The sequence below is a fragment of the Streptomyces sp. NPDC048018 genome, assembly GCF_043202995.1.
Classification (GTDB): domain Bacteria; phylum Actinomycetota; class Actinomycetes; order Streptomycetales; family Streptomycetaceae; genus Streptomyces.
Window position 1 is genome coordinate 279,283 of record NZ_JBIDBK010000005.1, and the last position, 19,111, is coordinate 298,393.

The 19,111-nt window shown below is 72.4% G+C and carries 18 protein-coding genes; 6 read left to right on the forward strand and 12 right to left on the reverse strand.

Going from position 1 to position 19,111, the window contains the following annotated elements; translation table 11 throughout:
* Positions 1–6: 6 nt before the first annotated feature.
* The 4 genes from ACGF1Z_RS21180 to ACGF1Z_RS21195 form a co-directional block, all read right to left on the reverse strand.
* The gene (locus ACGF1Z_RS21180; protein WP_393006168.1) at positions 7–1,347 is read right to left on the reverse strand and encodes a GNAT family N-acetyltransferase; all 1,341 of its coding nucleotides are present in this window, start codon (positions 1,345–1,347) and stop codon (positions 7–9) included.
* Positions 1,344–2,732: an acetyl-CoA carboxylase biotin carboxylase subunit family protein gene (locus tag ACGF1Z_RS21185; protein ID WP_393006170.1), complete on the reverse strand. Its 1,389-nt coding sequence runs from the start codon at positions 2,730–2,732 to the stop codon at positions 1,344–1,346. Before ACGF1Z_RS21185 ends, ACGF1Z_RS21180 begins: the two co-directional genes overlap by 4 nt.
* Positions 2,733–2,808: 76 nt before the next feature.
* Positions 2,809–4,134 (reverse strand): hypothetical protein, encoded by a 1,326-nt coding sequence (locus ACGF1Z_RS21190; protein ID WP_393006172.1) that lies wholly within the window; start codon positions 4,132–4,134, stop codon positions 2,809–2,811.
* A complete protein-coding gene (locus tag ACGF1Z_RS21195; RefSeq protein ID WP_393006174.1) occupies positions 4,131–5,531 on the reverse strand; it encodes an amidase family protein in 1,401 nt (466 codons plus the stop codon). The genes ACGF1Z_RS21190 and ACGF1Z_RS21195 overlap by 4 nt, the downstream gene beginning before the upstream one ends.
* 215 nt (positions 5,532–5,746) lie before the next feature.
* Here ACGF1Z_RS21195 and ectB point away from each other — a divergent pair, with 215 nt between their 5' ends.
* The 3 genes from ectB (at position 5,747) to ACGF1Z_RS21210 (ending at position 8,593) form a co-directional block, all read left to right on the forward strand.
* A complete protein-coding gene (gene ectB / locus ACGF1Z_RS21200; protein WP_393006176.1) occupies positions 5,747–6,988 on the forward strand; it encodes a diaminobutyrate--2-oxoglutarate transaminase in 1,242 nt (413 codons plus the stop codon).
* Positions 6,988–7,284 carry a hypothetical protein gene (locus tag ACGF1Z_RS21205; protein ID WP_393006178.1) on the forward strand — a complete coding sequence of 99 codons (297 nt, stop codon included), beginning with the start codon at positions 6,988–6,990 and terminating at the stop codon, positions 7,282–7,284. Before ectB ends, ACGF1Z_RS21205 begins: the two co-directional genes overlap by 1 nt.
* Positions 7,285–7,465: 181 nt before the next feature.
* Positions 7,466–8,593: a glycosyltransferase family 39 protein gene (locus tag ACGF1Z_RS21210; protein ID WP_393006180.1), complete on the forward strand. Its 1,128-nt coding sequence runs from the start codon at positions 7,466–7,468 to the stop codon at positions 8,591–8,593.
* On the opposite strand, the gene ACGF1Z_RS21215 is transcribed toward ACGF1Z_RS21210, so the two are convergent.
* A complete protein-coding gene (locus tag ACGF1Z_RS21215; protein ID WP_393006182.1) occupies positions 8,594–9,133 on the reverse strand; it encodes a YbjN domain-containing protein in 540 nt (179 codons plus the stop codon). It abuts the gene before it with no gap.
* Positions 9,134–9,308: 175 nt separating this feature from the next.
* Positions 9,309–11,900 (reverse strand): ATP-dependent chaperone ClpB, encoded by a 2,592-nt coding sequence (gene clpB, locus ACGF1Z_RS21220; protein ID WP_393006184.1) that lies wholly within the window; start codon positions 11,898–11,900, stop codon positions 9,309–9,311.
* A 134-nt stretch (positions 11,901–12,034) separates the two neighbouring features.
* Between clpB and ACGF1Z_RS21225 the strand changes: the two genes are divergently transcribed.
* Positions 12,035–12,448, forward strand: a complete 414-nt coding sequence (locus ACGF1Z_RS21225; protein WP_393006186.1) for a pyridoxamine 5'-phosphate oxidase family protein — start codon at positions 12,035–12,037, stop codon at positions 12,446–12,448.
* 134 nt (positions 12,449–12,582) lie between these two features.
* Here the strand turns inward: ACGF1Z_RS21225 and ACGF1Z_RS21230 are convergent, their stop codons facing one another.
* Both ACGF1Z_RS21230 and ACGF1Z_RS21235 read right to left on the reverse strand, forming a co-directional pair.
* A complete protein-coding gene (locus ACGF1Z_RS21230) occupies positions 12,583–12,915 on the reverse strand; it encodes a (2Fe-2S)-binding protein (RefSeq protein WP_376626989.1) in 333 nt (110 codons plus the stop codon).
* On the reverse strand, positions 12,912–13,163 hold the full coding sequence (locus ACGF1Z_RS21235; protein WP_393006188.1) for a hypothetical protein: 252 nt from the start codon (positions 13,161–13,163) through the stop codon (positions 12,912–12,914). Before ACGF1Z_RS21235 ends, ACGF1Z_RS21230 begins: the two co-directional genes overlap by 4 nt.
* A gap of 133 nt (positions 13,164–13,296) precedes the next feature.
* Here ACGF1Z_RS21235 and ACGF1Z_RS21240 point away from each other — a divergent pair, with 133 nt between their 5' ends.
* Both ACGF1Z_RS21240 and ACGF1Z_RS21245 read left to right on the forward strand, forming a co-directional pair.
* The gene (locus ACGF1Z_RS21240) at positions 13,297–14,277 is read left to right on the forward strand and encodes a helix-turn-helix transcriptional regulator (protein ID WP_393006190.1); all 981 of its coding nucleotides are present in this window, start codon (positions 13,297–13,299) and stop codon (positions 14,275–14,277) included.
* Positions 14,274–14,750, forward strand: a complete 477-nt coding sequence (locus ACGF1Z_RS21245) for a hypothetical protein (RefSeq protein ID WP_393006192.1) — start codon at positions 14,274–14,276, stop codon at positions 14,748–14,750. Before ACGF1Z_RS21240 ends, ACGF1Z_RS21245 begins: the two co-directional genes overlap by 4 nt.
* Positions 14,751–14,824: 74 nt before the next feature.
* On the opposite strand, the gene ACGF1Z_RS21250 is transcribed toward ACGF1Z_RS21245, so the two are convergent.
* From ACGF1Z_RS21250 to dnaK, 4 genes are read right to left on the reverse strand one after another with little or no spacing between them, the layout of a single operon-like run.
* Positions 14,825–15,274, reverse strand: a complete 450-nt coding sequence (locus tag ACGF1Z_RS21250; protein ID WP_384422474.1) for a heat shock protein transcriptional repressor HspR — start codon at positions 15,272–15,274, stop codon at positions 14,825–14,827.
* A 4-nt stretch (positions 15,275–15,278) separates the two neighbouring features.
* Positions 15,279–16,457 (reverse strand): molecular chaperone DnaJ, encoded by a 1,179-nt coding sequence (gene dnaJ, locus ACGF1Z_RS21255; RefSeq protein WP_393006195.1) that lies wholly within the window; start codon positions 16,455–16,457, stop codon positions 15,279–15,281.
* Between the two features lie 30 nt (positions 16,458–16,487).
* Positions 16,488–17,129, reverse strand: coding sequence for a nucleotide exchange factor GrpE (grpE, locus tag ACGF1Z_RS21260; protein ID WP_393006197.1), 642 nt, complete (start codon positions 17,127–17,129; stop codon positions 16,488–16,490).
* Entirely contained in the window at positions 17,129–18,973 is a 1,845-nt protein-coding gene (gene dnaK / locus ACGF1Z_RS21265; RefSeq protein ID WP_393006199.1) for a molecular chaperone DnaK, read from the reverse strand. The genes grpE and dnaK overlap by 1 nt, the downstream gene beginning before the upstream one ends.
* Positions 18,974–19,111: the final 138 nt, after the last annotated feature.

Sequence of the window (19,111 nt, forward strand, 5' to 3'; positions counted from 1 at the left end):
TGCTCCTCAGGCGTGGTGGGCGGGGGCGCCGGGCTCGGCGGCGGGGGCGGCCGGCCCAGCGTGGTGGGCGGGGGCGCCCGGCTCGGCGGCAGGGGCCGGCTCGGCGGGCTCTGCGGGCCCGCCGGACGGAGCGCGGCCGGCCGGCTCGCCGGCGAGCCGCTCGGCGACCCGGTCCGCGACGGCGGTGCGGATCCGCGGGTCCCAGGCGGCGAAGGTGCCGAGCCGTTCCTCGTGCCGGGCGCGCAGCTCGGCGCGGCCGGCCGCGTCCAGCGGCAGATCGAGGAACAGGCCCCACAGCGGCTGGAGTTCCGCGCCGCGCAGCACCTTCGTCTCGTGCGAGTCGCAGCCGAGGTCGAGGGTCGTGACGCCGGTCGCGGCCGCGTGCTCGATGGCGTGGTAGTACGTCAGGTTGAAGTAGAGGGAGGCGCTGCGGGCCAGCTCGTCGTCGAGCCCGTGGACCCGGCCGTACATCGTGCCGTTCTCCACGAAGAACAGCGTGAAGCCGACGACCCGGCCGTCCTTGCGGGCGAGGACGACCTGGGTGAGGTCGTCGAGCTGGTCCGCCTGGGAGGCGAAGCGCGCGGCCTCCTCCTCGGCGCTGGTCGGGTACCCGTAGCGCTGGAGCACCTGGGCGGCCAGCGGCCCGAGTTCCCCGTGGCAGGCGGAGAGCGGCAGCACCTCGCGGACGCAGCCGGCCTCCTCGAAGTTGCGCATCTCGTTGCGGATCCGGGCCCGGGTCTTGCGGCCCACCCGGGCCCGCAGCCCGTCGAGTCCGTCCGCGTCGACGCCGATCCGGGCCCGTGAGTCGATGAGCATCAGCCGGTCCTCGGGACCGAGTTCGGGCAGCAGCAGCGCCGCCGTCTCGTCGGTGAGGTAGAGCAGCGCGGCGAGGCCGCCGTCCCGGCGCAGCTCCCGCACCCGGCCGAGCAGCGCCCGGGCGGCGCCTCGGGCCTCCTCCTCGGACGCCCCGGGGTCGAGCAGCAGCTCGGTGGTGTACCCGGCGCGGGTGCCGCCGAGGACGTAGGGGCGGCCGGTCGCGCCGGTGGTCTGGGGCACCGGGAGCAGCTGCGCCGGGTCGTAGAACTTCGGCACGTCGCCGGGGAACTCGTAGAGCGGGAGCGCGCCGACGGTCCGGCCGTCCCGCCGGGCCAGCAGGTAGCGCGGCACGCAGTCGCGGTACTGCTCCAGGTAGGCGAGCCAGCGGTGGCCGGAGTACAGCGAGGAACCGGCGGCGAGACGGTCCCACTCGGCGCGGTCCAGGTCCGCGACGGTGCTCCGCTCGACGATCTCGTACGCCCCGGCGGCGGCCGTGGCGGCCTCGCCCGCGGTGGCGGTCGGCCCCGTCATGCGCCGTGCTCCCCGGCCGCGGCGGGCGTGGCGGCGGCGTTCAGCCGGGCCTCCATGCCGTCGAGGACGGCGTAGGTGTCCCGCAGCAGGGTGGCCGGGTCCGGCGAGGTGAGGAAGAGCATGCCCGCGCAGTTGGTGATGCCGCGGGGCGCGTCGTACGCGGGGATCGGGGTGCCGTCCGGCACGGTCAGGCTGCGCACCGGCTCGACGTGGCTGCCGGGCGACACCAGCAGGTCGAGGTCGGCGGTGCGCGCGTCCCACACCGGCGTCGTGGTCCACGGCCGGCCGGCCGCGTCGGTGCCGATGAGCGACATCTCGGCCGCCGCGCCCCGGCCGCCCTCCACGAGCATGCGCTCGGGCAGTCCGGCCGGCTCGCCGAGCAGTTCGCGGGTCAGCATCGTGACCAGGTCGGCGCCGAAGACCTCCTCGACGACGGCCGTGATGGCCGAGCCGCCGAACCGGGCCGCGGACTCGACGACCATCAGACGGCCGTCCCGGCACAGCTTGATCTCGGTGTGGGTGCCGCAGGTGTCCAGGCCGAGCGCGTCGACGGCGGCGCGGGCGACCTCCTCGACCCGGCGCTGCAGCGGCTCGGCGAGGACGCAGGGCGCGTGGCTGCTCAGCTCGGTGAAGGGGGTGATGGTCGGGATCCGGCCGGTGATCGCCACCGGGTGGAAGACACCGCGCGCCACGACGCCCTCGACGCTGAGGTAGTCGCCGTAGCCCTCCTCCTCGTACCAGCCCTCGGTGGTGGCGTCGATGATCTCCTCGACGAGCAGGTGGCCCGGGGCGTCCGTCTCGTACGACTCCCCGAAGCCGCGGTCGGCGAGGCCGCGCAGCGCGCCGGTCACGGACGCCCAGGCGCCGGCCACGTCCTCCCGGGTGCGCAGCACCGCCTGGCCGATGGAGCCGGCGCCCCACGCGGGCTTCAGCAGCATCGGCGCGGTGAGCGCCTCGAAGGCCTCGGCCAGCTCCGTCTCGGTGGCGACCCGCCGGAAGGCGGGCACCGGCACCCCGGCCTCGGCCCAGCGCTCCCGCATCAGGCGCTTGTCGCGGGAGTAGACGGCGCCCGCGCCGGGGCCCGGCAGGCCGAGCCGCTCGGCGGCGTGGGCCAGGGCCAGCAGGATGTACTCGGAGAAGCCGATCACGGCGTCGGCACCGACCTCCTTGGCGCTCGCGACGACGAGTTCGACGAGCTCCTCGCCGACGATCCGCCGGTCACCCGCCTCGATGACGTCGGCGCACCAGCGGCGCCAGGGCTCCGAGCGGTCGGCGGAGAGCGCGGACAGCGCCAGCATGTGCACCTCGCCGCAGGCGGCGAGCCGGGGCAGGGCGTGGTCGAGCGGGACACCGCCCCGGGCGTGGACGAACAGGATCTTCTTCACGGCTCTGTCGGTGCCTTTCGCGAGGAGAGGTGCAAGGTGACGAGGTGGGGCGGGAGGCGTGGGGAACTGCCGGGGCTCAGTCCTCGTCGAGGTGGCGCCGGGCGGCGAACCACGACCAGGTGAGGGCGAGCAGGACGACGAGGACGACGCCGCGGACGAACTCCCGGTAGCCGAAGGCCGCGCCGCCCACGCCGAGCAGCGCGGTGCCGAGGGGAATGCTGGAGAAGACCGTCAGCCGGCGCAGGCTGAACACCCGGACCCGGATCTCCGCCGGGGTGCGCTTCAGCCAGACCGCGCCGCCGACCGCGACGAGCACGGAGAACAGCAGCCCGGTCAGGGCCGTGCCCGCGACGACCGCGCCGGGCGAGCGGGTCAGCGAGACGCCGAACACGACGGCGCAGATGGCGGCCAGCGCGCCGCTCGCCACGCCGAGCGCCCGGCGCCCGGAGAGCCCCCGGCCGGCCCGCAGCAGCAGCACGGTGCCGACGAGCATGCCCAGGCCGTAGCCGGCGGCCGCCTGCCCGTACACGGTGGCGTTCTCGCGGGGCGAGGAGACGTAGGCGGTGAGGAAGGCGGGCAGCACGGCGTAGAAGGGGAAGACGACCAGGTTGCCGAGCACCCCGAGCCGCACCAGGAAGACCAGGTCGCGGTGGGCCCGGATGAGGGCGACGGCGGACGCGGCGTCCTTCAGCCAGGTGCGCAGCGGGGAGCCCGGCGGGTCCGCGGCCTCGGCCCGGATCCGGGCGGTCACCGCGTCCAGCGGGCGCCGCCCCCAGCGCAGCACCAGCAGCATCGCGAGGAGTACGGCGAGCCCGGTGAGCGGGACGGAGCGCAGCGCCCCGGCGGAGATCGCGGCGCCGGCGGCGGCGGGCGCCACGACCCGGTCGACCTGCGAGTGGATCTGGGTGAGCAGCGCGGTGCGGGTCTCCGGCCAGTTCGCCGGGGCGAGGTCGGCGGTCACCGTCTCGGTGGCGGCCAGGTACAGGGTCTCGGTGGTGCTGATCGCGGTGTAGCAGACGGCGGCCACGACCAGCGCCGCCGTGCCGGGCCGGGACGGGCCGAAGAGGACGACGAGCGCCCCGACGGGCAGTGCGAGGACCAGCAGCAGGACGGTGAGGGCGCGCAGCCGGTCGGCCCGGTCGAGCACCCCGGACAGGACGGTGGTGACGCTGAGGGACACCACGCTCGACCCCCCGATGACGAGGCCGAGCGAAGCGCCCCCGCCGGGCGCGCCGTTGATCCACCAGCTCAGCGAGAAGAGGCAGCCGCCCGTCGCGATGACGACGAGGAGGCTGGGCACCCAGGCCACGAGGAAGGCCCGGACGCCGCCCGTGCCCGGGGCGCCCCGCACGGCGCCGGCCGGGGCGCCGGGCGCGGTGCCCGTGGGCTGCGGTGCGCTCATCGGGCGTCCTCCCCGGGCCACTTGGAGGGGCGGCCCAGGTAGTGGGCGGTGGTGCCGGCGGCCTCGGTGACGAAGGCGGCGAGCGCGATCAGCGCGGGCTCGGTATCGGGCGGCCCGATCAGCTGCATGCCGAGCGGGGCCTCGTGCCCGGGGTCGTACGCGAGCGGGAAGTTGAGGGCCGGGAGTCCGGCGAAGGCCGCCATGGTGGCGTAGTTGACGCCGTCGTAGCCGTCGTCCTCGCCGTCGGCGCCGTGACCGGGGGTCTCGGGGTCCGCCGTGCGGATGGTGGTCTCCGGCGCCTCCTCGGTGTGGAGGTTGCGCGGCAGCAGCGTCCCGGCGGGCATCAGCCAGCCGTCGACCCGGTCCTCGGCGAACAGGCGCCGGGCGAGGGCGCGGTGCCGTTCGTGGACCGCGATGAGTTCGGCGTGCCGGCCGGGGCCGACGGCCGCGCCCATCTCCAGGGCCCGGCGGGTGGACGGCGCCGGCTCGTCGGCGGCGCCGGAACCGCCGGCCCGCCATCGGACGTACGCGTCGAAGGCGTCCTTGGCGCACAGCTCGTACGCCAGCGCGCGCCGCCGGAACAGCTCGCCGAGCCGGACCGGGACCAGCTGCGCCCCGGCCGCCTCGACGGCGGCGCGCACCCGGTCGTAGTCCGCCCGGACCTCGGGCAGCATCCGGTCGGCCAGCACCTCCTCGGGCACGCCGATCCGCCAGGCGCCGGCCGGACGCCGGGCGTCGGCGGCGAGCCGGGCGCCGAGCGCGCCGGAGCGGCAGAGCACGTCGAGGTCGTCGACGGTGCGGGTGAGCCAGCCGGGCGCGTCGAGCCGGTCGGACAGCCGGTACAGGCCGTCGAGGAGCCGGGGGTCGTGGGTGAGGCGCAGGCCGACGACGCCACAGGCGGCGGCCGGCAGCCGGACCGAGGCCACCGAGTCGGTGCCCATCGCGAGGTCGCTGATGCCGGCGGCGACGGCGACCGCGCAGCCGGTGCTCGACCCGGCGGGGTCGAGGTGCGGGAAGTACGGGTTCACACAGCCGTGTTCGAGACCGAGGCTCAGCTCGGTGGTGACCAGCTTGGCGTTGACGACCGCACCGGTGACGCCGTCGAGCGCGGCGGCCGAGCGCTCCGGATAGCCGCGGTGCCGGCGCAGGCCGAGCCGGGTCGGCAGCCGGGCCACGTCCACGGTGTCCTTGACGCCGAGCCGCACGGGCGGATCCGCCGGTTCCACGGGGCAGAGCAGCGTGGTGGCCCGGTAGCGCTCGTCGGCGGCGAAGCTCCAGGTGTTGGCCTGCTCCGCCCAGTCGGCGGGGTCCACCCCGCCCCGCGAGAACGCGTCCAGCCGCGCCCTCAGCGGCAGCCGGACGAGTTCCGGCGGCTCCTGCGTCCCTGCATTGTGCACCGCGAAATCCCCCCGGACATCGGACGAGCCGAACAGCATTGCCGCGGACTATCCATCCACACCGCTCAGACACCCGTCAAATACCCTGGACCAATAACTCCATAGGCCCCTTCAATAATGAACTCCAGCTTGCGTGATCCGCGCCCTCCTTGCATTGCGGATCGGCGTCGTGCCACGATCCCGCCACCGATAGCCGCACTCCAGGGGGAGGGTTCATGAGTATCGTCGAAGAGCTCGAATCGGAAGTACGGAGCTATTGCCGGACCTGGCCGACAGAATTCACCAAGGCCCACGGATCCGTTCTCACCGACACTTCCGGACGAGAATTCATCGATTTCTTCTCGGGCGCCGGGACCCTGAACTACGGACATAACAACGACCTGCTCAAGCAGCCGTTGATCGACTATCTGACCGGCAACGGGGTGACCCACGGCCTGGACATGACGACCTCCGCGAAGACGGAATTCCTGGAGGTCTTCAGGAGCCGGATCCTCACCCCGCGCGGGCTGCCCCACAAGGTCCAGTTCCCCGGCCCGACCGGCACCAACGCCGTCGAGGCGGCGCTGAAGATCGTCCGCAAGGTCTCCGGCCGGCCGAACGTCGTGGCCTTCACCAACGCCTTCCACGGCATGAGCCTGGGCTCCCTGGCGCTCACCGGGAACGCGGACAAGCGGGCGGGCGCGGGCGTGCCGCTCGACCACGTGCTGCGGGTGCCGTACGACGGGTTCGACCCGGACGTGGACGGGCTCGCCCTGCTCGACCGGATGCTCTCCGACGGCGGCAGCGGCCTGGACCGGCCCGGCGCGGTGGTCGTGGAGACCGTACAGGGCGAGGGCGGTGTCAACGTCGCCCGGGCGGAATGGCTCCAGGAGCTGTCCGACCTGTGCCGCCGCCACGAACTGCTGCTCGTCGTCGACGACGTCCAGATGGGCTGTGGACGCACCGGCGCGTTCTTCAGCTTCGAGGAGGCGGGCATCGTCCCGGACGTCGTCTGCCTCTCCAAGTCGATCAGCGGCTACGGGCTGCCGATGGCGCTCGTCCTGCTCCGGCCGGAACTCGACGTCTGGAGCCCGGGCGAGCACAACGGCACCTTCCGGGGCAACAACCTGGCCTTCGTCACCGGCGCCGCCGCACTGCGCGCCTACTGGAGCGACAGCACCCTGGAGAAGTCCACCGGCGACCTCGCCGAGCAGGTCGGCGAGCGCCTGACCCGGCTCGCCGGCTCCGTCGGCGCCGAGGTCTCCGTACGCGGCCGAGGCCTCGTCCAGGGCCTGCGCTTCGCCCACGCACCGACGGCCGCGGCGGTCAGCCGGCGGGCCTTCGAACTGGGCCTCCTCGTCGAGACCTCCGGCCCCCGGGACGAGGTGCTGAAGCTCCTCCCGCCGCTCACCGTCGACGCGGCCCACCTCGACGGGGGCCTCGGCCTGCTGGAGCGCGCCGTCCGGGAGCTGGCCTAGTGGAGACGGCGAAGCGCGAGGCGGCCGCCGAGGCGGAGCCCGCCCGGGACACCGGAGTCACCGAACCCGCACCCGACGACGGGCGGGGCCGGCTGGTGGACCTGGACACGCAGATCATCGAACTGGTCCGGCGGCGCGCCGCCGAGCAGCGGCGGTTCGTCGCCGCGCGGCGGGCCGTCGGGCGGCCGGCCACGGAACTGGCCTGGGAGAACTCGGTGGTCCTGCGCTACGGAGAGGAGCTGCGCCGCCCCGGGGTGGGGCTGGCGCTGCTCCTGCTGGAGATGGGCCGGGGCTGACCCGGAGGGGTTGTCCCCCGGGCGGACCAGGGGGCGCGCGGCGTGCCCGTCCCCCGGGCGGGCCGATCGTCCGGTAAACCGATTTGTCGAGTACCGATCGGTTTGTCCGCGCGCCCGGAGGTGCCCCCTGTCCGCCGAGACCCTCGACCGCCCGGCGTCGGCCGTCGCTCCCGCCCGGCGGGTGCCCCGCTGGCGGGCCTCGCTGCACCGTGCCGCACCCGCGCTCGGGCTGTTCGCCGCCGCCCGGCTCACCGGGATGCTGGTGCTCGCGCTGTGGGCCTGGCACGTCGGGCGGTCGCCGCGGGCGCTGCTCGCCAGGTCCTGGGACTCGCTCTGGTACACCGGGATCGCCGCGAACGGCTACGGCCGCACCCTGTTCTGGCCCGGCGGGGTGGTCCAGTCCGACCTGGCCTTCTTCCCGCTCTATCCCGGACTCGTCCGGGCCGTCACGGCCGTGCTGCCCGTCACCGGCGGCACGGCCGGACTGCTGCTGTCCTGGCTCGCCGCGGGGGCCGCGGCCTGGGGGATCTACCTGGTCGCGGAGCGGCTGTGCGGCCGGCCCACCGCCGTCGTCACGGTGCTGCTGTGGGGCCTGCTCCCCCATTCGGTCGTGCTGTCCATGGCGTACACCGAACCGCTCATGACCGCCTTCGCGGCCTGGGCGCTGTACGCGCTGCTGACCCGCCGCTGGCTGTGGGCGGGCGGCCTGGCCGCGCTGGCCGGGCTCTCCCGGCCCAACGGGATCGCCATCGCCGCCGCCGTCCTCGCCGCCGCGGCCCTGGCGCTGTGGCGCGCCCGGGGCAGGGTCGCCTGGCCGGTGTGGGCCGGCGCCGCGGTCGCGCCGGCCGGCTGGCTCTCGTACCTGCTGTGGGTCGGCGCCCGGCGCGGCGACCTGCTCGGCGGCTACTTCGCCGTCCAGGACGGCTGGACCTCCCGCTTCGACTTCGGGCGGGGCGCGCTGATCTTCGTGCGGGACATGCTGAGGGGGCCGACCCAGTTCGGCTTCGCGATGGCCCTGGTCATCACGGCGGCCGGGGTGCTGCTCTTCGCCCTGCTCGTGGTCGTCGAGCGTCCGCCGCTGCCGGTGGTCGTCTACACGGGGGTGCTCGTGCTGATCACGGTCGGCGGCTCCGGCTTCTTCGAGTCGAAGCCGCGGTTCCTGCTGCCGGCCTTCCCGCTGCTGCTGCCGCTGGCCGGCGCCATGACGAGAGCCCGGCCGGGCGCCGCGATCGTGGTGATCACGGGCCTGGCCGGGCTCTCGTTCTGCTACGCGCCGTACGCGCTGACACTCGCGCGCATGGCCCTGTGACTACTCGGAGTCGGCCTCGCCGGAGTCCTTGTCCTCCGGAGACTCCAGGCCGAACTGCTCGACGAGCCACTTGTCGAACTCGATCGACGCGCGGACCCAGCTGACGGTGGAGGACACGAAGTGCTCCAGCGACACCCCGGTGCCGATCAGCATCTGCGCCTCACCGATGAGGCGGAGGGTGGCGGAGCCGTCCTCCTCCTCGTGCAGGTGGGTGTAGACCTTGGGCCACAGGGTGCGGCGGTTCCAGTCGTCGATCGCGTCGAGGATCCGGACGCGGTCGTCGGCGGCGTGCGGGCGGTCGTAGAACGTGCGGACCGAGAAGACCTGCTGCTCGCCCTCGCCACGGAACATGAAGTACGTGCGGAATTCCTCCCACGGCGCCGCGAGGTCACCCTCGTCGTCGACGACGTACTTCAGCTCCATCTGGTCGAGAAGCTGCTTCACCAGGTCCTGGTCGGGAACGACGGGGCCCGCCGGTCCTCCGGCCTGCGGCTGGGGCTGTGCCCCGAAATTAGGAATCGAGGACGGGTCGATGCTCACCGGGTTTTCCCTTCGTACGGATGCCCGCCATCCTCCCCCATGCCAGGCGGTACGTGGCAAGTCCTCACGGCACGATCAGCTCGTGGCTGACACGATCTCGCCCCATGGGGGGAACCGGAGGGAGCGCTCGCGGCTCCCGGTCCGGCCCGCCACGGGGCTCGATCACGCCGGTCGGTCACTCGGCCCGGCCCACGATCAGGCCGTTCTCGAACCGGTCCACCCGCACCGTGTCGCCGTCGCGCACCTCACCCGCCAGGATCTCCCTGGCCAGGCGGTCGCCGATGGCCGTCTGGATCAGGCGGCGCAGCGGGCGGGCGCCGTAGGCCGGATCGTTGCCCTCCTGCGCGAGCCAGGCCAGCGCCTCGGGCGTGACGTCCAGGGTGAGCCGGCGGTCGGCGAGACGCCGGGCCAGACGGTCGATCTGGAGCCGCGCGATCCGGGCCAGCTCGTCCTGCACCAGGGCGGAGAACACCACGATCTCGTCCAGCCGGTTGAGGAACTCCGGCTTGAAGCTCGCCCGGACGACCTCCAGGACCTGCTCCCGCTTCTCCTCCTCGCCGGTCAGCGGGTCCACGAGGTACTGGCTGCCCAGGTTCGAGGTGAGGATCAGGATCGTGTTGCGGAAGTCCACCGTGCGGCCCTGGCCGTCGGTGAGCCGGCCGTCGTCGAGGACCTGGAGCAGGATGTCGAAGACCTCGGGGTGCGCCTTCTCCACCTCGTCCAGGAGCACGACCGAGTATGGGCGCCGCCGTACGGCCTCGGTGAGCTGGCCGCCCTCCTCGTAGCCGACGTAGCCGGGAGGCGCGCCGACCAGGCGGGCGACGGAGTGCTTCTCCCCGTACTCCGACATGTCGATGCGGACCATCGCCCGCTCGTCGTCGAAGAGGAAGTCCGCGAGCGCCTTCGCCAGCTCGGTCTTGCCGACGCCGGTCGGGCCGAGGAAGAGGAAGGAGCCGGTGGGCCGGTCGGGGTCGGAGATGCCGGCGCGGGTGCGGCGCACCGCGTCGGAGACCGCGCGGACGGCCTCGCCCTGGCCGATGAGCCGCCGTCCGAGCTCGTCCTCCATGCGCAGCAGCTTCTGCGTCTCGCCCTCCAGGAGACGGCCCGCGGGAATGCCGGTCCAGGCGCCGACGACGTCGGCGATGTCGTCCGGGCCGACCTCCTCCTTGACCATCGTGTCCTTCGCGGCCTCCTGCTGGGCCTCCGCCTCGCTCGCGGCCGCCAGCTCGCGCTCCAGGGCCGGGATCTCCCCGTAGAGCAGCTTGGAGGCGGTGTCGAAGTCGCCGTCGCGCTGGGCGCGCTCGGCGCGCCCGCGCAGCTCGTCGAGCTGCTCCTTGAGCTCGCCGACCCGGTTGAGGGACTGCTTCTCCTTCTCCCAGCGGGCGGTGAGGCCGCGCAGCTCCTCCTCGCGGTCCGCGAGGTCGCGGCGCAGCTTCTCCAGGCGCTGCAGGCTCGCCTCGTCGGTCTCCTTGGAGAGGGCGAGCTCCTCCATCCGGAGCCGGTCGACGGAGCGCTGGAGCTCGTCGATCTCGACGGGCGACGAGTCGATCTCCATGCGCAGCCGGGAGGCTGCCTCGTCGACCAGGTCGATGGCCTTGTCCGGCAGGAACCGGGAGGTGATGTAGCGGTCGGAGAGGGCCGCCGCGGCGACGAGCGCGGAGTCGGCGATCTGCACCTTGTGGTGGGCCTCGTAGCGGCCCTTGAGCCCGCGCAGGATGGCGACGGTGTCCTCGACGGACGGCTCGGCGACCAGGACCTGCTGGAAGCGGCGCTCCAGGGCGGGGTCCTTCTCGATCCGCTCGCGGTACTCGTCGAGCGTGGTGGCGCCGACCATGCGCAGCTCGCCGCGGGCCAGCATCGGCTTGAGCATGTTGCCCGCGTCCATGGCGGAGTCGCCGCCGGCACCCGCGCCGACGACGGTGTGCAGCTCGTCGATGAAGGTGATGACCTGGCCCTCGCTCTCCTTGATCTCGGAGAGGACGGTCTTCAGGCGCTCCTCGAACTCGCCCCGGTACTTGGCGCCGGCGACCATCGCGCCGAGGTCCAGCGAGACCAGGCGCTTGTCCCGCAGCGACTCGGGGACGTCCCCCTTCACGATGCGCTGGGCGAGGCCCTCGACGACCGCGGTCTTGCCGACGCCGGGCTCGCCGATGAGGACGGGGTTGTTCTTCGTGCGGCGGGAGAGGACCTGGACGACGCGCCGGATCTCGTGGTCGCGGCCGATGACCGGGTCGAGCTTGCCCTCGCGGGCGGCGGCGGTGAAGTCGGTGCCGAACTTCTCCAGGGCCTTGTACGAGCCCTCGGGGTCGGCGCTGGTCACCCGGCGGGAGCCGCGGGCCTTCTCGAAGGCCGCCTGGAGCCGGCCGGCGCCGGCGCCCTGCCGGTCGAGGAGCTCGCCGGCCCGGCCGCCCTTGGCGGCGATGCCGATGAGCAGGTGCTCGGTGGACAGGAACTCGTCGCCGAGCTTCTTGGCGCGCTCGGCGGCGTCGGCGATGACGGCGAGCAGTTCGCGGTTGGGCTGCGGGGGCGCGACCGTGGACCCGGTGACGCTGGGCAGGGCGGCGACGAGCCGCTCCGCGCCGGAGCGCACGACGGCCTGGTCGGCCTCGACGGCGGCGAGCAGGTCGGTGATGTTCTCGTTGTCCTGACCCGCGAGCAGGGCGAGCAGGAGATGCGCGGGGGTCAGATCGGCGTGCCCCTGGGACACGGCGCGGCTGCTGGCCGCGTTCAGCGCGTCCCGGCTCCTGTTGGTCAGTTCGGCGTCCACGTGCGGGGTCTCCTCCAGGTTCTTCGACTGCTGCGGGGACTCGTCCCCTCCTATGACTCATCCAACGTACACAAAGTTGAGTCTATTCCGCTCAAGGTACCGGAGGAAGCGGTCACCGGAGTAGTTTCCGGGGCATGGCCATCGACCCGAGCAAGCCCAGCGACACGTACCTCGCCTTCTGGCGCGAGTACCACATGTGCACCCTGACCACGCCCCGCCCGGACGGCACGCCGCACGTGGTGGCGGTCGGCGTCACCTACGACCCCGACGGCGGCGAGAAGGGCATCGCCCGGGTCATCACGAACAAGCACAGCCGCAAGGTCGCCAACGTCCTGGCGGCGGGCCCGGAGGGCGCGCGGGTGGCGGTCTGCCAGGTGGACAAGGGGCGCTGGGCCACGCTGGAGGGCGTGGCGCGGATCCGCACCGAGGCGGAGGCCGTCGCGGACGCGGTGGACCGCTACGCGGCGCGCTACAACCGGGTCCCGACGCCGAACCCGGACCGGGTCGTGATCGAGATCGCCCTCACGCGCGCGATGGGCCGGGCGTAGCCGGCGCGCGGGCCGGCCGGCGGCGGGCCCGGACGCGGACGCAGACGCACAGCGGCGCCATCGCGTTTCAGGTCCGCGATGGCGCCGCTGTGTGGGGGAAGCACCTGAACGATCTACAACGACGGGGGAATCGTTCAGGCACTGCGGGGGGTGGCGGTGATGGTCTCGGTGTCGACCAGGTGGGGTTCGACCAGCTGGTGGTCGCGCTGGTCGAGATTGACGAAGATCATGCCGTACCGGATGGCACAGCGGACGGGCTGCGGGGCACCGCGTGGGCGGCGAAGACACCGGTAGGCGCGAATGTCCTCGTCGTCTTCGCGGACGACGACGATCGGCTCTCCGAAGAGGGTGACCATCAACGACTCGCCACGGCGCGGCACCGCGGTGACGAGGTCGATGAAGTGCCACCCGGACCGGTAGGCGCTCGCCATCTCACGTCGGAAACGAGGATCTTCGGGAACCGTCATGCCCTCACGGACTCCCATCCAGGATCGGCGGCCGACGCGACACCCCACCCGGGGTCCGCGGCGGCCAGGACGACACCCCAGCCCGGGTCGGCGGCATCGGCAGCGGGGGTGAGACCCCAGCCCGGGTCGGCGTTCACGACCCTCGTCTGCGAACCCCACCCCGGGTCCTCGGTTGCCGTGACCGCTCCCACAGCGGCAGCAGCCATCAGTGCGACACCGGCTACGGTGCGTATGAGCTTCTTGGACATGACCGAGCAACCTCACTTGAAGGTGTGTAACAACCTGCTCCCCCGCAAGTCACGACGATGGCTCACTCATCCCGTTTCCACCACTCGCTCAATGCATCATGTTCCTGTAATGCAAAAGCCTGGGGGTGTACGTATGCGAATAGAACCTGAGAAAGAGGGACATTCTCACACGCACGCAGACCTGTGCGAAGCGGGCACTCGCCTCTATGCCGAAGCGCTGCGATCAGGCCGGATCGCCCGCTCGGACATCGGTTCGGCCCCCTGCCTGATGGACCTCGACCTGCTGCGTCCCGACCCCGACGACGCCGAATGGCTGCGCCCCGTGGCCCCTTCGGCCGCGCTGGCCCGGCTGCTCCTCCCGATAGAGAAGGAGATCCAGGAACGCAGACGTCTGACCGTCTCCCTCTCCGACGCTTTCGAGCCGTTCATGGCCCTCGGCGCACGCGACCCTTCGATGACCCACGCCATCACCGTCCTCGAAGGCCTCGACCGCATCAACGCCAGTCTGGACCGGGCCGTCGAGGAGTGCACCTCGGAACTGCTCACCGTACAACCGGGGAAGGGCCGCAGCGCCCACACGTTCGGCGAAGCCCTGCGCCGGGTGCGGCCGTTGCTCGGCAAGGGCATCAAGATGCGCACGCTCTACCAGCACACGGCGCGCCACCAGCCCATCACCCTGGCCTACTTGGAGCGCATCGGGTCCGAGGTCGAGGTCCGCACGCTGGAAGAGATCATCGACCGGCTCATCATCGTCGACCGCAAGGTCGCCTTCGTGCCGGCCAGCCGCGACCGCACCATCGCGCTCGAACTGCGCCACCAGGGCCTCGTCGAGTACCTCGGCGGCGTCTTCGACCAGTTCTGGCTCCAGGCCACGCCGCTGGACGCCCCCGTGACCTACGAGCCGATGCTCAGCGGCATCAGCGGCGTGCAGCGCTCCATCGCCAAGCTCCTCGTCGAGGGGCTCGTCGACGAGGCCATCGCCCGCCGCCTCGGCATGAACGTGCGCACCTGCCGTGCCCACATCGCCAAGCTCGCCGCCGCCCTCGGCAGCGGCAGCCGCGCCCAGCTCGGCTATCTCATCGCCCGCTCCGGCATCCTCGAACGGGACGCATGACCGACGTGTACCTCCGGATCCACCTCGACACCCGCGCCGGCGCCCTCCGGGTCGACGGCCACGGCCTGCCCACCGTGGAGCTCGAACGGGCCGCCGGGAGCGCCGCCGACCGCCACACCCCCATCGGCACCCGCGACGCCGCGCTGCTCGCCCTCACCGTCGACGGGCGCCCGGCCGCACTCCGCCCCGCCAAGGGCCGTCTCTCGCGCCGCTCGTACCGCGTCGACGCGACCGTGGACGGGCGCCGCTACCGGCTCGTGCCCTGCTCGTACGGCGAGAGCGGGCTCACCCGCGACGGGCGCCGTCTCGGCACCCTGGAGTCCACCGGGGACGGCCGCGTCGACGCCGGCTGGGAGCAGGACGCGGACGCGCTCGACCAGGCCCTCGGGACCGCCCTCGCCGCCGCCTTCGGCACCGGGGCGCAGCCCTGGTGGCACACGGCCGTCGAGATCGTCTCCGAACTCCTGCCGTAGCGCCCGCCGGTGAACGCGACGAGCCCCCTCCGAAGAGGGGGCTCGTCCGCAAGGAGCCTCGTGCGAGGAGGGGGCTATTCGCCGCGCTTGTGCCCCGGCCGCCACACCACCAGGGCGCTCGCCTGCTGCACGTCCGTGTACGGGACCAGGTCGCGCCGGTAGGAGGCGTGGACCTGGGCCTCGCGCTGACGCATCGCCGCCGCAGCGCCCTCGACCGCCGTCGACAGCTCGGCCACCCGGGCCTGGAGGGCCGCCACCTGGTTCTCCAGTTCGATGATGCGCTTGATGCCGGCCAGGTTGATGCCCTCGTCCTGCGACAGCTGCTGCACCTGACGGAGCAGCTCGATGTCACGGGCCGAGTAGCGGCGGCCCCGCCCGGCCGTGCGGTCCGGGGAGACCAGGCCGAGACGGTCGTACTGACGCAGTGTCTGGGGGTGCAGCCCGGAGAGCTGGGCCGCCACCGAGATGACGTACACCGGTGTCTCGTCGGTCAGCTGGTAGGGATTGCGACGCCGGCCTTCCATCTCCTCAAGCTCCCTTCGCGGCCTGGAACAGCTCTGCCCTGGGGTCCTCGCCCGTCGTGGCCTCGCGGTAGGTCTCCAGGGCCTCGCGGGCCTTGTCGTCCAGCTCCTTCGGCACCGCGACCTCCACCGTGATCAGCAGGTCGCCGCGGGTGCCGTCCTTGCGGACCGCGCCCTTGCCGCGGGCCCGCATGGTGCGTCCGTTGGGAGTGCCCGCGGGCAGCTTCAGCGTCACCGCGGGGCCGCCCAGGGTCGGCACCTTGATCTCGCCGCCGAGCGCCGCCTCGTCGAACGTGACGGGCACCGTGACGGTGAGGTTGTCGTCCTTGCGGCCGAACACCGGGTGGGCGTCGACGTGCACGACGACGTACAGGTCGCCGTGCGGCCCGCCGCGCTCGCCCGGGGCGCCCTTGCCGCGCAGCCGGATCTTCTGGTTGTCGCTCACGCCCGCCGGGATGCGGACCTGCATGGTGCGGGAGGACTTGGCCCGCCCGCTGCCCTTGCAGACCTCGCAGGGGGTCTCGGCGATGAGGCCGCGCCCCTTGCAGTCCACGCACGGGTCGGTCAGCGAGAAGCCGCCACCGCTGCCGCGCGAGACCTGCCCGGTGCCGACACAGGTCGGGCACACCCGCGGGGTGCCGTTCTTGTCGCCGGTGCCCGAACACGCCTTGCAGGGCTGCTGGCTGGACATCCGCAGCGGCACCGTGGCGCCCTCGATGGCCTCGGTGAAGCTGAGCGTCACCTCGGACTCGATGTCCTGGCCGCGACGCGGCTGCGTACGGGTGCCCGCGCCGCCCGCGCCCCGGTTGAACAGGCCGCCGAAGACGTCACCGATGCCGCCGCCGAAGCCGCCGGCGCCCCCGGCCCCGCCCTGGGCGCCCCCGAAGAGGTCGCCCAGGTCGAAGTTGAAGGAGCCGCCGCCCGGGCCGCCGGCCCGGAAGCCGCCGTTGCCGAACAGGGCGCGGGCGTCGTCGTACTCCTTGCGCTTCTTCGGGTCGCCGAGGATGTCGTTGGCCTCGGAGATCTCCTTGAAGCGCTCCTCCGCCTTGGTGTCGCCCTTGTTGGCGTCCGGGTGGTTCTCGCGGGCGAGCTTCCGGTACGCCTTCTTGATCTCGGCGTCGGAGGCGTCCTTGGGGACGCCGAGAACCTTGTAGTAGTCCTTCTCGACGAAGTCCTTCGTGCTCATCGACGTCCCTCCTCTCGGACGATCGTCGCGCTAGCCCTCGTCGGGGCCACCGCTCTCCTCGTCGGCCTTCTTCTCTTCCTTGGCGGCCGGAGCCGCGCCCGGCTGGGGCTCGGCGACGGCCACGCGCGCGGGGCGGATGGTCCGCTCGCCGATCCGGTACCCAGGCTGCAGGATCGCCACGCAGGTCGTCTCGGTGACGTCCGGCGCGTACGAGTGCATCAGGGCCTCGTGGATCGTCGGGTCGAAGGGCTCGCCCTCCTTGCCGAACTGCTGCAGACCCATCTTGGCGGCGACGGTCTCCAGCGACTCGGCGACCGACTTGAACCCGCCCACGAGCTCGCCGTGCTCACGGGCCCGGCCGATGTCGTCGAGCACGGGCAGGAGTTCGGTCAGGAGGCTCGCGACGGCGATCTCCTTGACCGTCACCCGGTCCCGCTCCACCCGGCGGCGGTAGTTCTGGTACTCGGCCTGGAGCCGCTGGAGGTCCGCGGTGCGCTCGGAGAGCGCGGTGCGGGTCTGGTCCAGCTGGGCCAGCAGAGCTACGTCCGTAGCGTCCCCGGCCGGGGCCGCCCCCTCCGCCTGGTCGGCGGACTCGGCGGCCTCGGTCTCCTCGGGCGTGCCGTCGGCGGGGACGTCGGGCTTCTCCTCGAAGCCCGGGGTCTCCTCCGACATCAGGCAGCGCCACCCTTCGGCTTGTCCTCGTCGACGATCTCGGCGTCGACGACGTCGTCGTCCTGGGCCTGGGCCTGGCCGGCGTCGGCGCCACCCGCGGCCTGGGCGGCCTGGGCGTCGGCGTACATGGCCTGGCCGAGCTTCTGGGAGACGGCCGCGAGCTTCTCGGTGGCGGTGCGGATCTCCGCGGTGTCCTCGCCCTTGAGCTTGTCCTTCAGCTCGGCGACGGCGGTCTCGACCTCGGTCCTGACCTCACCGGGGACCTTGTCCTCGTTGTCCTTGAGGAACTTCTCCGTCTGGTAGACGAGCTGCTCGCCCTGGTTGCGGCTCTCGGCGGCCTCGCGGCGGCGGTGGTCCTCCTCCGCGTACTGCTCGGCCTCCTGACGCATCCGGTCGACCTCGTCCTTGGCGAGCGAAGAACCGCCGGTGACGGTCATCTTCTGCTCCTTGCCCGTGCCGAGGTCCTTCGCGGTCACGTGCATGATGCCGTTCGCGTCGATGTCGAAGGAGACCTCGATCTGCGGGACGCCACGCGGGGCCGGCGGCAGGCCGGTCAGCTCGAACATGCCGAGCTTCTTGTTGTACGCCGCGATCTCGCGCTCGCCCTGGTAGACCTGGATCTGCACCGACGGCTGGTTGTCCTCGGCCGTCGTGAAGATCTCGGACCGCTTGGTCGGGATCGTGGTGTTGCGCTCGATCAGCTTGGTCATGATGCCGCCCTTGGTCTCGATGCCGAGGGACAGCGGGGTCACGTCGAGGAGCAGGACGTCCTTGACCTCACCCTTGAGGACACCGGCCTGGAGCGTGGCGCCGATGGCGACGACCTCGTCCGGGTTCACACCCTTGTTGGCCTCCTTGCCGCCGGTCAGCTCCTTGACGAGCTCGGCGACGGCGGGCATACGGGTGGAACCGCCGACCAGGACGACGTGGTCGATCTCGCTGAGGGAGATGCCGGCGTCCTTGATGACGTTGTGGAACGGGGTCTTGCAGCGCTCGAGCAGGTCGGCGGTGAGCTGCTGGAACTGGGCGCGCGTGAGCTTCTCGTCCAGGTGCAGCGGACCCTCGGCGGAGGCCGTGATGTAGGGAAGGTTGATCGTGGTCTCCGTGGAGGAGGACAGCTCGATCTTGGCCTTCTCGGCGGCCTCGCGCAGACGCTGCAGGGCCATCTTGTCCTTGGACAGGTCGACGCCGTGGCCGTTCGCGAACTGCTTCACCAGGTAGTCGACGACGCGCTGGTCCCAGTCGTCACCACCGAGGTGGTTGTCACCGTTGGTGGCCTTCACCTCGACGACGCCGTCGCCGATCTCCAGGAGGGACACGTCGAAGGTGCCGCCACCGAGGTCGAAGACGAGGATGATCTGCTCGTCCTTGTCGAGGCCGTACGCGAGCGCGGCCGCGGTGGGCTCGTTGACGATACGGAGGACGTTCAGACCGGCGATCTCGCCGGCCTCCTTCGTCGCCTGACGCTCGGAGTCGTTGAAGTAGGCCGGGACGGTGATGACCGCGTCGGTCACCTTCTCGCCCAGGTAGGCCTCGGCGTCACGCTTCAGCTTCTGAAGGATGAACGCGGACATCTGCTGCGGGTTGAAGGTCTTCCCGTCGAGCTCGATCTTCCAGTCCGTGCCCATGTGACGCTTCACGGACCGGATGGTCCGGTCGACGTTGGTGACCGCCTGGCGCTTGGCGACCTCGCCGACGAGCACCTCACCGTTCTTCGCGAAGGCGACGACGGACGGCGTGGTCCTGGCGCCCTCGGCGTTGGTGATGACGGTGGGCTCGCCGCCTTCCAGAACGCTGACGACGGAGTTAGTCGTGCCCAGGTCGATGCCGACCGCACGTGCCATTTCGATTCCTCCAGCTGACCGACTTGAGTGGAACTGACTCAAGGATGCACGACCCCTGGGCGAGAGTCAACAGACATGAGTCGGGTCGACTCAACTCTTCGCCATCCCTGGCACTCAACGAACGCGTCTCCGGGGCGC

Excerpts from the sequence above, each read along its gene's own strand:
- ACGF1Z_RS21190 (WP_393006172.1), bottom strand. The coding sequence starts at position 4,134 with ATGAGCGCACCGCAGCCCACGGGCACCGCGCCCGGCGCCCCGGCCGGC.
- ectB (WP_393006176.1), top strand. The coding sequence starts at position 5,747 with ATGAGTATCGTCGAAGAGCTCGAATCGGAAGTACGGAGCTATTGCCGG.
- ACGF1Z_RS21180 (WP_393006168.1), bottom strand. The coding sequence starts at position 1,347 with ATGACGGGGCCGACCGCCACCGCGGGCGAGGCCGCCACGGCCGCCGCC.
- ACGF1Z_RS21225 (WP_393006186.1), top strand. The coding sequence starts at position 12,035 with ATGGCCATCGACCCGAGCAAGCCCAGCGACACGTACCTCGCCTTCTGG.
- grpE (WP_393006197.1), bottom strand. The coding sequence starts at position 17,129 with ATGTCGGAGGAGACCCCGGGCTTCGAGGAGAAGCCCGACGTCCCCGCC.
- ACGF1Z_RS21235 (WP_393006188.1), bottom strand. The coding sequence starts at position 13,163 with ATGTCCAAGAAGCTCATACGCACCGTAGCCGGTGTCGCACTGATGGCT.
- dnaJ (WP_393006195.1), bottom strand. The coding sequence starts at position 16,457 with ATGAGCACGAAGGACTTCGTCGAGAAGGACTACTACAAGGTTCTCGGC.
- dnaK (WP_393006199.1), bottom strand. The coding sequence starts at position 18,973 with ATGGCACGTGCGGTCGGCATCGACCTGGGCACGACTAACTCCGTCGTC.
- ACGF1Z_RS21250 (WP_384422474.1), bottom strand. The coding sequence starts at position 15,274 with ATGGAAGGCCGGCGTCGCAATCCCTACCAGCTGACCGACGAGACACCG.
- ACGF1Z_RS21240 (WP_393006190.1), top strand. The coding sequence starts at position 13,297 with ATGCGAATAGAACCTGAGAAAGAGGGACATTCTCACACGCACGCAGAC.
- ACGF1Z_RS21245 (WP_393006192.1), top strand. The coding sequence starts at position 14,274 with ATGACCGACGTGTACCTCCGGATCCACCTCGACACCCGCGCCGGCGCC.
- ACGF1Z_RS21230 (WP_376626989.1), bottom strand. The coding sequence starts at position 12,915 with ATGACGGTTCCCGAAGATCCTCGTTTCCGACGTGAGATGGCGAGCGCC.